General features: G+C 71.2%; 11 protein-coding genes and 1 riboswitch. Of the genes, 6 read left to right on the top strand and 5 right to left on the bottom strand.

What is annotated here, in order from left to right; translation table 11 throughout:
* The first annotated feature begins 87 nt into the window (after window positions 1–87).
* Entirely contained in the window at window positions 88–1,563 is a 1,476-nt protein-coding gene (locus OVA21_RS14750; protein WP_119192557.1) for a peptide MFS transporter, read from the top strand.
* Between the two features lie 149 nt (window positions 1,564–1,712).
* Here OVA21_RS14750 and OVA21_RS14745 read toward each other — a convergent pair whose 3' ends face one another.
* Window positions 1,713–2,975, bottom strand: coding sequence for an Ig-like domain-containing protein (locus OVA21_RS14745; RefSeq protein ID WP_442778936.1), 1,263 nt, complete (start codon window positions 2,973–2,975; stop codon window positions 1,713–1,715).
* A gap of 176 nt (window positions 2,976–3,151) precedes the next feature.
* Here OVA21_RS14745 and OVA21_RS14740 point away from each other — a divergent pair, with 176 nt between their 5' ends.
* The 3 genes from OVA21_RS14740 to OVA21_RS14730 are packed head-to-tail and all read left to right on the top strand — an operon-like array spanning window position 3,152 to window position 5,261.
* Entirely contained in the window at window positions 3,152–3,814 is a 663-nt protein-coding gene (locus OVA21_RS14740) for an SDR family oxidoreductase (protein ID WP_268092744.1), read from the top strand.
* Between the two features lie 22 nt (window positions 3,815–3,836).
* A complete protein-coding gene (locus tag OVA21_RS14735; protein WP_067719033.1) occupies window positions 3,837–4,274 on the top strand; it encodes a hypothetical protein in 438 nt (145 codons plus the stop codon).
* A 21-nt stretch (window positions 4,275–4,295) separates the two neighbouring features.
* Window positions 4,296–5,261, top strand: coding sequence for an NADPH:quinone oxidoreductase family protein (locus tag OVA21_RS14730; RefSeq protein WP_069390363.1), 966 nt, complete (start codon window positions 4,296–4,298; stop codon window positions 5,259–5,261).
* A 155-nt stretch (window positions 5,262–5,416) separates the two neighbouring features.
* Here the strand turns inward: OVA21_RS14730 and OVA21_RS14725 are convergent, their stop codons facing one another.
* The gene (locus OVA21_RS14725; RefSeq protein ID WP_268093167.1) at window positions 5,417–7,219 is read right to left on the bottom strand and encodes an acyl-CoA dehydrogenase; all 1,803 of its coding nucleotides are present in this window, start codon (window positions 7,217–7,219) and stop codon (window positions 5,417–5,419) included.
* Between the two features lie 108 nt (window positions 7,220–7,327).
* Window positions 7,328–8,488 (bottom strand): pyridoxal phosphate-dependent aminotransferase, encoded by a 1,161-nt coding sequence (locus OVA21_RS14720; RefSeq protein WP_268092743.1) that lies wholly within the window; start codon window positions 8,486–8,488, stop codon window positions 7,328–7,330.
* A 76-nt stretch (window positions 8,489–8,564) separates the two neighbouring features.
* Between OVA21_RS14720 and OVA21_RS14715 the strand changes: the two genes are divergently transcribed.
* Both OVA21_RS14715 and OVA21_RS14710 read left to right on the top strand, forming a co-directional pair.
* A complete protein-coding gene (locus OVA21_RS14715; RefSeq protein WP_241727644.1) occupies window positions 8,565–9,044 on the top strand; it encodes a Rieske (2Fe-2S) protein in 480 nt (159 codons plus the stop codon).
* Between the two features lie 125 nt (window positions 9,045–9,169).
* Window positions 9,170–9,364, top strand: a riboswitch (FMN riboswitch).
* 100 nt (window positions 9,365–9,464) lie between these two features.
* Window positions 9,465–10,187: a nicotinamide mononucleotide transporter family protein gene (locus OVA21_RS14710; RefSeq protein ID WP_067719042.1), complete on the top strand. Its 723-nt coding sequence runs from the start codon at window positions 9,465–9,467 to the stop codon at window positions 10,185–10,187.
* 43 nt (window positions 10,188–10,230) lie between these two features.
* Here the strand turns inward: OVA21_RS14710 and OVA21_RS14705 are convergent, their stop codons facing one another.
* The gene (locus OVA21_RS14705) at window positions 10,231–11,601 is read right to left on the bottom strand and encodes an MFS transporter (protein WP_268092742.1); all 1,371 of its coding nucleotides are present in this window, start codon (window positions 11,599–11,601) and stop codon (window positions 10,231–10,233) included.
* Window positions 11,598–12,209, bottom strand: coding sequence for a class I SAM-dependent methyltransferase (locus OVA21_RS14700; RefSeq protein WP_096906615.1), 612 nt, complete (start codon window positions 12,207–12,209; stop codon window positions 11,598–11,600). Before OVA21_RS14700 ends, OVA21_RS14705 begins: the two co-directional genes overlap by 4 nt.
* Window positions 12,210–12,222: the final 13 nt, after the last annotated feature.

Genomic DNA, 12,222 nt, shown 5'->3' with positions numbered 1-12,222 from the left:
CACCGATTGTCGACTCCCACCCCTACGGGGCAGCTCGCGCGGCACCGGTTTTGTCCGGCTCGGGGAGCAGGAGTATCACTGACGTACATGACAACTCGGAACGCCGAGGTGGCTCTCGCCGATTCGGACCGCAGGTTCTTCGGCCACCCACTCGGATTGGCGAACCTGTCGGGGATCGAACTGTGGGAGCGGTTCAGTTTCTACGGCATGCAGGGTCTGCTGGCGTACTACATCTACTACGCGGTCGGCGACGGCGGACTCGGCTACTCCCAGGAGATCGCCGCCTCGATCGTCGGCGCGTACGGCGGTCTGGTGTACGCCTCCGCGATCCTGGGCGGCTGGGTCTCGGACCGCCTCCTCGGCGCCGAGAGGACGCTGTTCGGCGCAGCCGTGATGATCATGCTCGGCCACCTGTCCCTGGCGCTCGTACCCGGGGCGATCGGCCTGGGCATCGGCCTCGTGCTGGTCGGTGTCGGTGCGGGAACCCTCAAGGCCACCACCTCCACGGTGGTCGGCGACATGTACCGCCGGACCGACGACCGGCGGGACGCCGCGTTCTCGATCTACTACATGGCGGTCAACATCGGCGGTCTGACGGGCCCGCTGCTCACCGGGGTGCTGTGGGACAACTTCGGCTTCCACTGGGGCTTCGGGGCGGCGGCCGCGGGTATGGCAATCGGGCTCATCCAGTACGTCGCGATGCGCGGCGCCACCCTCAAGGGCGTCGGCGCTGTCGTCCCCGACCCGCTCCCGCGGCCACAGCGCGTCCGCTACCTGGGGATCGGCGCGGTCGTGGCGGTGCTCGTCGTCGCAGCCATCGCCACCGGCCTCGTGCCGCTGGAGTCACTGGCGGACATCGTCACCGCGATCGCCGTGGTCGGCGCGATCGCGCTGTTCGCCCTCCTCATCACCAGTGCCAAGACGGAGCCGGTCGAGCGCAGCCGGGTGGTCTCGTTCATCCCGATGTTCGTGGCCTCGGTGGCGTTCTGGGCCCTGTTCCAGCAGCAGTTCACGGTGATCGCGATCTATTCCGACCAGCGACTGGACCGCAACCTGGGCGGCTGGGAGATGCCGGCGAGCTGGGTGCAGTCCATCAACCCGCTGTTCATCATCATCTTCGCCGCCGTGTTCGCGACGCTCTGGGTCAAGCTCGGGAACCGTCAGCCCTCGAGCCCGATGAAGTTCGCCCTCGCGAACCTCATCATGGGTATCGCCTACCTGGTGTTCCTGTTCTTCGTGGGCAGTGTGGCGACGCCGCTGCTGGGCATCGTCGGGATCCTGTTCCTGTTCACGATGGCCGAGCTGCTGCTCTCACCGGTCGGGCAGTCCCTGTCCACCAAGCTCGCCCCGGAGGCGTTCAAGACGCAGATGGTCGCGCTGTTCTTCCTCAGCGTCTCGATCGGCAGCGCGTTGTCCGGCGTGCTCGCGGGGTACTACGACCCGACGGACGCCGGCGCCGAGCGCAACTACTTCCTCGTGCTGGGCGTCGCCTCGATCGTCCTGGCCGGGATCATGGCCGCGTTGTCGCCGTGGATCAGGAAGAACATGATGGGCGTGCGCTGACTCCGCCCCCAGACACCACGAGATAAGAAGATCCGCTATCCGGATTCCGGATCGGCTACTCCATTCGGGAGCGCAGATCAGGAATCCGGATAGCGGATTTCGTAGGTCGCGTGGGCTACGTGGGCCGTGTGCGGGGACGTGGGGGGACGTCAGTCGGCGGAGCCGGACTGCCAGACCTCCCACGGCACCGACCAGTCACCGTTCTGCCAGACCCCGAGTTCGGGTCCGCCCGTGCCCTTGACCTCCACGACGTCGCCCGTCACGGCCTGGTCGAAGTACCACTTCGCGTCGGTGGGCGACAGGTTGAGACAGCCGTGCGAGGTGTTGGTGTTCCCCTGTGCCCACATCGACGACTCGAGCGCGTGGAAGTAGATCCCGTCGTTGGTGAGGCGCACACCGTGGTCGACGGTCACCTTGTACCCGGCGGACAGCGGCAGGCCGTAGGTCGAGGAGTCCATCACCACGGAACTGGCCTTGTCGAGCACCGTGTAGTTGCCCGGCTGGGTCCAGAAGTGCATCGTCACGTCGCCGTAGGTGGCCCATCCGCCCTTGCCCATGGAGGTCGGCAGGACCCTCACGGGTTTCTGGTCGTGGTAGACGGTGACGGTCTTGGTCGCGTCGTCGGCGATCGCCACGCGACGCTCGCCGATGGTGAAGTCGGCGTCCGCGCTCGCCCCGCCCCACTGCCCGCCGCCGAGGCTGCGTCCCTCGACGTCCAGCGCGACCTGCACCCGCGTGCCGGGCTCGTAGTAGTCGCGGGGTCGCCAGTGCGCGGTCGAGTCGTTGAGCCAGAACCAGTTGCCCTCGACCTCGGGGGTCGTCGTGACCGTCATGTGCTTCTCGGCCTCGTCGCGATCGGCGATCGGCTGATCGAACCTGGCCGCGACGATGATCCCGACGCCGTACTCGCGGTCGGACTCGAGGGCGGCCCCGCCCGTGGTGACGAGGCTGGGCGTGACGACGGCCAGCGGATCGGCCATGGTGAACGTGCGGGTGTCGCTCCTGCTCCCGCCGGCCGCGCCCTCGTACGTGATCTCGAGGGTGTACGTGCGCCCGTAACCGAGGGTGACGGCCGGCTGCCACTGCGCACCGTCGCGTGAGAGTTCCCCCTCGATCTCCTTGCCGGCATCGTTGGTGAGCACGGCGTCCGTGATGGTCCCGTTCTCCACCGTGGCCCGGACGCCGTCCACCACGGCGACCTCCGTGGCACCGTCGGCCGGGATCACCTCCAGCGTCGCGGGGGCGGGCGCCTCGGAGGTCGGAGTCGTGGGCGTCGTCTCCCCGGCGGAACCGACGGGCATCGGGATCGTGCACCCGGCGGTGACCAGGAGCAGGGCGAGGAGAGCGGCGAGCAGGCCGAGGGGACCCGACACCGCCCGAGTCGAGGGGGTGCCAGAGCTGGACAGGGACATGCGGTACTCCGAAAGAACGAACGCGGGGCCGCCGGTGAGTCCCGGCTTATGTCCACATGATGCACTCCGGGTCCGACACCGGGCCAATCGCCGGACCGACGGACGCCAGGTCGTTGTGGATTCGTGATCGAACCCGGGAGTCCCCGCTGACGAACACGGAGGCGTACAACGGAAGAATGAGTATCGACAAACCAGTGACCATCATCGGCGGCCACGGCAAGGTCGGCCTCCGCGCCGCCAGGATCCTGTCCGAGGCGGGTGCCGAGGTGTATTCGGTGATCCGCAATCCCGATCACGCCGACGACGTCCGCGCCGCGGGTGCGAACCCGGTCGTCGCGGACGTGGAGACGCTCGACGTCGACGGCCTCCGCGAGCTCGTGCGCGGTAGCGGGTCGGTCGTCTGGACCGCCGGCGCCGGCGGCGGGAACCCCGACCGCACCTTCGCGGTGGACCGTGACGCCGCCATCCGCTCGATGGACGCGAGCGCCGCCGAGGAGGTGGGACGCTACGTCATGGTCTCCTACGACGGCGCGGGCCCCGACCACGGCGTCCCGGAGGACGACTCGTTCTTCCCGTACGCGGAGGCCAAGGGTGCCGCGGACGCGCACCTGCGCGATTCGGACCTGGGGTGGACGATCCTCGGGCCGGGGGCACTGACCGACGATCCCGGCGGCGAGACCATCGGGGTGGGCGACGACAAGCGTGAGGACCGGTCGACCAGCAGGGACGCGGTGGCCGCTGTCATCGCCGCCGTCCTGCGCCGCCCGGACACCGCCGGTCGCACCATCGAATTCTCGGACGGCGACATCCCGATCGGTGAGGCGCTGACGAGGGAGTGACCCGCGGCGTTATCCTCTCCGCGTGAGGATCCTCGTGGGCGGTTCGTGGATCTCGGTGATCTGCGCGCTGCTCACGGCCCTGTGGAGTGTTCCGCAGTTCCTGTTCGAGGGCACGGTCACCCTCAGTTCCCACCCGCTGTTCGTGGTGCTGTTCCTCTTCCCGGCCCAGATCGGTGTCCCGGTGTGCCTGCTGGTGGCGCTCAACTCGCTGTTGATGGCGTTCCGTCGTCAGCTCACCACGAACCCGCGGAGGTTCCTGGCGGGCGGGCAGCTCATCACGGTCGTCCTGCTGGGCATCTGCGCAGCACTCCTCATCTCGCCGACGACGTTCGGCCGCGAGTTCATCGTCATGGCACTGGCCTTCCAGATCGGTCAGGTGTTCGTGGCGGTGGGGCTGGCCCTGCACCTGCTCCGCCGTCGGCGGCACCAGCGTGAGGCGGAGGGCGCACGCGTTCGGTGACGGGCTGACACTATGGACCGCATGCGTGCCATCCACATCTCCAGCCATGACGGACCCGCCGCTCTCGAGGTGGTGGACGTCCCCGAGCCCGACGCGGGTGCGGTGCTGATCGACGTCCACGCCGCCGGGGTGACCTTCCCCGAGGTGCTGCAGACGCGCGGCAAGTACCAGATCTCGCCGCCGCTGCCGTTCGTCCCCGGCTCGGAGGTGGCGGGCGTGGTGCGGTCCGCCCCCGACGGCTCGGGCTTCGCCGCCGGGGACCGCGTGTGCGCGTTCCCGGGTCTGGGCGGGTTCGCCGAGGTGGTCTCGGCCGATCCCGGTCAGGTGTTCCGTCTCCCGGACAGCCTGTCGTTCACGCAGGGCGCCTCGATCCCGATGAACGTGCTCACCGTCCACTTCGCGTTGGCCCACCGCGGCCGGCTGCAGGCGGGGGAGACGGTGCTGGTCCACGGCGCGGGCGGCGGGATCGGCATCGCGGCCACCCAGTTCGCGACCGCGATGGGTGCCCACGTCATCGCCGTGGCCTCCACGAAGGAGAAGCGGGACCTGGCGCTGAAGGCCGGGGCGAGCGACGCCATCGCGCCCGAGGGCTTCAAGGACGCCGTAAAGGAGCTCACCGGTGGGAAGGGTGTCGACATCGTCGTCGACCCCGTGGGCGGGGACCGGTTCACCGACTCCATCCGATCCCTCGGCCAGGAGGGGCGGATCCTCGTCATCGGGTTCACCGGCGGCGAGATCCCCACGGTCAAGGTCAACCGGCTGCTGCTGGGCAACAAGAGCGCCGTGGGCGTGGGCTGGGGCGAGTACTGGATGTCCAATCCCGGTTACCTGCAGAAGCAGTGGGCCGAGGTCGAGCCGCTGCTGGCCGCCGGCAAGCTCGACCCGCTGGTGGGCGCCGAGTTCCCCCTGGATCAGGCCACGGAGGCCCTGGAGCTCATGGACGGCCGCGGCGCGGTGGGCAAGATCGTCCTCACCACCGGCCGCTGAGTTCCCTCCCGTCCCAGATCCCCGTCGAGAAGAGCGTTTCGCCCACTTCTACTCGGCAGACGCGGGCGAAACGCTCTTCTCGACGAGGGGGGCGGGTCCGGGAACGACGACGAGGTGCGCTCCCGGCCCGGCGGGCCGAACCGGAAGGCCCCGACCTAGAACGCGCCCTCGGGCATGTGCATGACGTCCACGTCGAGCGCCTCGATGGTGGCCCGCGCGGTGCCGACCTGCGGCAGGTGGGCGCGGGCGAAGAAGTTCGCCACCGTCACCTTGCCGGTGTAGAAGTCGTGGTCGTCGCCGGTCGCCTCCTGCAGCCGGTCCAGCGCCACGCCCGCCTCGCGCAGGAGCATCCAGCCCACCATGAGGTCGCCGACGGCCATGAGCAGCGGGACCGCTCCGAGCCCGATGAGGTAGAGCTTCTCGGGATCCTCCTGGGCGCCCATGAGGTGCTCCGTGAGGGTGCCGACCATCGACTCGACGTCGGCCAGGGCGCCGGCCACCCCGGCGCGCGCGGTCTCGAGCTCGGCGGGACCGGCCTCGGCGGGACCGGCCTCGTCCACGGTGCGGTGGATCTGCGCGGCGACGTGGCCCAGTGCGGTACCGCCGTCGCGGATGATCTTGCGGAAGAAGAAGTCCTGCGCCTGGATCGCGGTGGTGCCCTCGTAGAGGGAGTCGATCTTCGCGTCGCGGAGGTACTGCTCGACGGGGTGGTCCTTGAGGTACCCGGAGCCGCCGAAGCACTGCAGTGACTCGGCGAGGCACTGGTAGGACCGCTCGGAGCCCACGCCCTTGACGATCGGCAGGAGCAGGTCGTTGACCGTGTGCGCGAGCTCGGGCCCGGCGCCGGAGACGACCTCCGCGGACACGATGTCCTGGTGGGCGGCGGCGTAGAGGTACACCGCGCGCAACCCCTCGGCGTACGCCTTCTGCGTGAGCAGCGACCGCCGCACGTCGGGGTGGTGGATGACGGTGACCTTCGTGGCGTCCGGGTTTCCGGCGTCGGCCATGTCGTTGCCCTGCACCCGCTCGCGCGCGAACTCCAGAGCGTTCAGATAGCCCGTGGAGAGGGTCGAGATGGCCTTGGTGCCGACCATCATCCGGGCGGCCTCGATGGTCTTGAACATCTGCTTGATGCCCAGGTGGTCGTCACCGGCGAGGAACCCCACCGCGGGTCGGCCGTGCGCGCCGAACGCCACCTCACAGGTCGCGAAGGCGGCCAGGCGCGTCTTCTTCTCGATGCCGGTGGCGTAGACGCCGTTGCGCTCGCCCGGCGCGGCGGTCTCCGGGTCCGGCATGTACTTGGGGACGAGGAAGTAGCTCAGGCCCTTGGTGCCGGGGCCGGCGCCCTCGGGCCGGGCGAGCACCTGGTGCCAGATGTTCTCGAACAGGTCGCCCGTGTCGGCGCCGGTGATGAACCGTTTGGTGCCCTCGATGTGCCAGGTGCCGTCGGGCTGCTGGATCGCCTTGGTGCGCACGGCGCCCACGTCGGAGCCGACCTCGGCTTCGGTGAGCATAATGGACGAGCCGTGGTTGCGCTCGATGATCTTGGTGGCCCACTTCTTCTGCTGTTCGTTGCCGATCGAGTGCATGATGCCGGCGAACAGCGGCCCGGACAGGTACATGAAGATCGACGGGTTGGCGCCCACGAGATACTCGGTGATCGCCCAGGTCACCAGGCGCGGTGCGGCCACGCCGCCGACGGCCGGGTCCACGCCGACGAGGCCCCAGCCGGCGTCCTGCCAGGGGCGGACGGAGGCCACGTAGTCGGGGTGGAGAGTGACCTCGTGGGTCTCGGGGTCGACGGTGGGCGGGTTGCGGTCGGCGGTGGTGAACGACGCGGCGACCGGTCCCTCGGCGAGCGCGGCGGCCTCCCGCAGCATGGTGCGGACCGTGTCGCCGTCGAGTTCGGTGGCGTCGTCGCGCTCGAGGATCTCGTCGAGTCCGAACACGTCGAACAGGTGGTTCGCACAGGGGGGCGCGTCACGTGCCCACCGTAGAGCACGGCGCCCCGCGGTCGGCGCGATTACGGACTGTAGTCCGGAATGTGGGTGGCGGTGCCGGACCGACTACCCCTGCAGGGCTCGCAACCGTCGCCCCGCCTCGTCGAGCACCTCGGGCCGTTTGCAGAACGCGAACCGCACCAGGTGCGACCAGTCGTCCGAGAACACGTCGGTGAACGGGGCGAACGGCACCGCCGCCACACCGATCCGCTCCGGTAACTCCAGGCACCAGGCCGCCGCGTCGGTCACCCCGAGTGGGCGCGGGTCCGCGGTGAGGAAGTACGTGCCCTGCGCGACGACGAGGTCGAACCCGACACCGGAGAGCGTGTCCATCAACTGGTCCCGCCGAACCTGCATGTCCTGCCGCAGCGTCGCGATCCATCTCTGCTCGTGACGCAGGGCGTGCGCGACGCCCAGTTGCAGGGGCGAGGCGACGGTGAAGCTCATGTACTGCCGCGCGGTGCGGGCACCCGCCACCAGGTCCGCCGGCCCGGTGAGCCATCCGATCTTCCACCCGGTGCAGTTGAGCAGCTTGCCGGCGCTCGAGATGCGCAGGGTCCGCTCGGCCATCCCGGGCAGCGTCGCAATCGACACGTGCTCCACCCCGTCGTAGGTGAGGTGGGCGTACACCTCGTCGGAGATGGCGATCGCGTCGAACTCGTGGCACAGCGCGGCGATCTGTTCGAGGTCCTCGCGCGGCAGGACGGCCCCGGTGGGATTGTGAGGCGAGTTCACCAGCACGGCCCGCGTCCGCGGGGAGAACGCGTCCCGCAACGAGTCCACGTCGAGTCGGAGTTCGCCGCCCGAGCGGACCATCCTCGCGGCGCGACGGGTGGCGCCGGCCATCGCCACCGTGGCCGCGTAGGAGTCGTAATACGGTTCGATCACGACCACCTCGTCGTCGTACTCCACCAGGCCCACCATCGCGGCGGCGATCGCCTCGGTCGCGCCGACCGTCACCAGCACCTCGGTGTCCGGGTCGTGCACCAGTCCGGTGTGGGCGGTCTCGTGGTCGGCGGCGGCCCGGCGCAGTTCCGGGGTGCCGGTGCCCGGCGGGTACTGGTTGTGGCCCTCCCGCATGGCGCGCGTGGCCGCCTCGATCATCGACTCCGGTCCGTCCGTGTCGGGGAAGCCCTGGCCCAGGTTGATGGCGTCGAACCGCGTGGCCAGCTGCGAGACCTCGGAGAAGATCGTCGTGGCGTGGGGTCGGAGTCTGCGGACCGTCATACGGGCAGCCTAGGTGTTCGGCCCACGGTGTTCGGCACACGCAAGACGGGTGGCGCCGACCGATACCATGGGCGTCATGACCGAGCCCCTCGCCGCCACGTCCGCCTCGACCGGTGGAGCCGCCGCCGTCGGGCCGTGCACCCAGCGCCGCGCGGTGCTGGCCGCCCTGCCCGGGATCATCCTGCTGCCGGGCATCGCCTCGGCCTGTGGCATGACCGAGCCCGCGCAGCCCCCGTCGACGGTGCAGCAGACCACCACGGTCCCCGCGACCACCATCGCCGCCGCCGAGATCCCGCCGGGCACGGCCAAGCAGTTCAGGGCCGGCGAAGCCACGGTGATCGTCGCGCAGCCCGTCGAGGGCGAGTTCGTCGCCTACTCGGCGCGCTGCACCCACCAGGGCGGGGTGGTCCAGGTGATCGAGGGCATGACCCTGCGCTGCCCGCTCCACGGCGCCGAGTACGACGCCACCGACGGCCGCAATACCCTCGCCCCGGCCCCGCGCCCGCTCGACGCGATCCCGGTGACGGAGTCCGGCGGGCAGCTCACCCTCGGCTGACGCCCGCTGCCGCCCGCGCCCGCCGACCCGCCGCCGCCCGCGCCCGCCGACCCGCCGCCGCCCGCGCCCGCCGACCCGCCGCCGCCTCGGCTTGCGGCGCGGCCACGGTCAGGGGTAGAACGGGAACACGTTCTCAGGGCGGGGTGAAACTCCCCACCGGCGGTGATGTCACCGGCCCCATGGCCGGCGGCGAGCCCGCGAGCGCCCCGCACACGCGGTGCGGTTGGACTCCCGGTCCGGCCACGCCACGCACGCGGGGGTCAGCAGACCCGGTGTGATCCCGGGGCCGACGGTCATAGTCCGGATGGAAGAGAACCGCGCGTCACCCGACGCGGTCCCGGTCGACGACGACCGTGGCCGGGCGGGCGTCGTGTCACAAGCCCTGGGCCGTCTGTGTAGAGCCCGTGAAAGGGGCACACGATGAGCCTTCTCGTGGAATTCCTCGACGCGCAGTTGATGATCGGTGGCGTTCCGATCCTGTGGCGCGAGATCGTCGGCAACGTCTTCGGCCTGGCCGCCGCCATCGGCGGTATGCGCCGGGTGGTGTGGGCGTGGCCGGTGGGGATCGTCGGCAACCTCACCCTTCTGACAGTCTTCCTCGGCGGCGTCTTCCACACCCCACAGGACGTGGACCTCTACGGTCAGGCCGGCCGCCAGGTCATGTTCCTGGCCGTGGGTGTCTACGGCTGGTGGCGGTGGTCGCAGTCCAGGCGTGCGAGCGCCGCCCTGCCCGGCGGCTCGGTCGCCGACGCGGTGGCCGTCCATCCGCACTGGGCGACCGGCCGGCAGCGGGCCGGTCTCGTCATCGGGATGGTGACCGGCACCCTGGTGTTCGGCTGGATCTTCGCCCAGCTCGGCTCGTGGGGGCCGTGGGCCGACGCGTGGATCTTCACCGGGTCGATCCTCGCGACCTACGGCATGGCCCGCGGGTGGACCGAGTTCTGGCTGCTGTGGATCGGCGTCGACATCGTGGGGGTGCCGCTGCTGCTCAAGGCCGGCTACTACCCGTCGGCGGCGCTGTACCTGGTGTACGGCGCGTTCGTGATCTGGGGTTTCCTGGTGTGGTGGCGCGTGGATCTGGCCGAACGCGCGGACGCCGCCGGTCCCGCCGGGCAGCGGCGGGAGCAGCTGCCGGTCGGCTGACCACGGCCTGTCCGACGCCAGCCGCCCGCCGGGCCCCGGGTCGTCAAACCGTCGACGCCGGGGCGACCGTCCGGCGCGCGGTCCGCGGCCGCACGGCCGCCACCACGACGAGCGACAGGGCGGCGAGCGTGAAGCCCAGCCCGCGGAAGTCGATCCACGCGAACACCAGGCCGGACAGCAGACCGCCGGCCGCGCCGGACAGCGCCACGGCCACATCGGCCTGCCCCTGGACGCTGGCACGCACGGTGGTCGGCACGGACGTCGTGAGGACGGTCGTGCCGGCGACCAGGCCCAGGCTCCAGCCCAGTCCCAGCAGGATCAGTGCCAGCGCGACGAGCGCCGTGGACTGCGGCGGGGCCAGGGCGGCGAGCCCTCCGGCGGCCAACAGCACCAGGCCCGCGGACACCGCCACGGCGCGGGTGCCGAACTTGTCCACGAGCAGCCCGGACAGGGGCGCGGGCAGGAACATCGCGGCGACGTGCAGCGAGATCACGACGCCCACGACGGTCACGGTGTGGTCGTGGGCGCGCATGTGCACGGGGGTCATGGTCATGAGCCCGACCATGACGAACTGGGTCAGCGCCATCACCACGACACCGGTGATGACGTCGGCCGTCCAGATGCGGGTCGGTACGGGCGCCACGGCGTGCCGTTCGGAGTCGGCGGCGGTGGCCGCGGCCTCCGCGGCGGGGGAGGGGGACGGCGACGGTGACGGTGTCGATGACGACGACGACGAGGTGAGCGCCGCCTCCGCTGCCGCGATCTCCATCCTGCGCGCCTCGAGCAGGGGGTCGGGCCGCAGCAGCAGGGAGATGACCAGCGCGGCACCGCCGTACGCCGCGGCGGCGAGGAGGAACGGTCCCGCGAGCGGGGCCAGGCCCAGCGCCTCCGCGACGACGCCGGTGGGCCCCACGAGGTTGGGCCCGGCGACGGCACCGGCGGTGGTGCCGAGCAGGACGTAGGACAGCGAGCGGGCGCGGGTGGCGTCGGTGGCGAGGTCGGCCCCGGCGTAGCGGGCCTGCAGGTTGGTGGCCGTGCCGGAGCCGTAGATGACGAACGAGGCGAACAGCAGCGGCAGCGATTCGAGGGCGGTGGCCGCGACGATGCCGAGTGCGCCGAGTGCGCCGACCGCGAACCCCGCGGCCAGGCCCGGGCGGCGGCCGCGGGCCTGGGAGAGCTTGCCGACCGCGATCGCGGCGAGGGCCGAGCCACCGGTGAACAGTGCCGACGGCAGCCCGGACAGGCCGGGGCCACCGAGCAGGTCCTCGGCGAGCAGCGCACCCACGGTGATGCCCGCGGCGAGTCCGGCCCCGGCGAGCAACTGGGCCAGGACGAGGACGGTGAGGATCCGCCGCTGCGCCGTTGCCCGGCCCGTCTCCGGTGCGGTGTGCGTGGCGTCGCCGGCGCGGGTCACGCCCCGCCCCAGGTCCGGGCGTGCAGGAGCACGTCGACGGCGGTGGCCTTGCCGGCAGGCCGCAGGTCGTGCCGCAGCGAGACCACCTCGAGTCCCTCGGCGCCGCGGGCGAGGTCGGCGATGTCGGGGAGCACGGTGGGATCCTGCGGGCCGCCGACGCCGCGGCGGAGGTTCTCGGCGGCGTGGCCGAGGTAGACCAGGTGGCCGCCGGGGCGCAGCCAGGTGCCGGCGCTGCGCAGCACGGCGGTCAGTGCGGGGAGGTCGAGGTGGAGGAATCCGACGACGACGAGGTCGACGGCCTCGGACGGGGCCCAGGTGGTGGCGTCGCCGACGACCCAGTCGACGCTGCCGCTGCGTCCGTCGTCGGAGTCCTTGGCGCGGGCCTGCTCGATGGCGACCTCGGAGAAGTCGACCGCCTGCACCTGCCAGCCGTGCGCGGCGAGCCACCGCGCGTGCCGGCCGTCACCGCAGGCCAGGTCGACGGCGGTGCCCACGTCCAGCCCGGTGTCCTCGGCGGCCGTCACCTCGGCGACGATCCGGGCGGCGGGGGTCGTGCCCCAGACGTCGGGCTGCGCGAGGTAACGGGCGTTCCATTCGGAGGCGTCCACGGGTGGTGGTCCT

It is taken from the genome of Dietzia sp. SL131 (assembly GCF_026672565.1).
GTDB lineage: Bacteria > Actinomycetota > Actinomycetes > Mycobacteriales > Mycobacteriaceae > Dietzia > Dietzia kunjamensis.
This window is presented reverse-complemented; position numbering and strand designations above follow the sequence as displayed.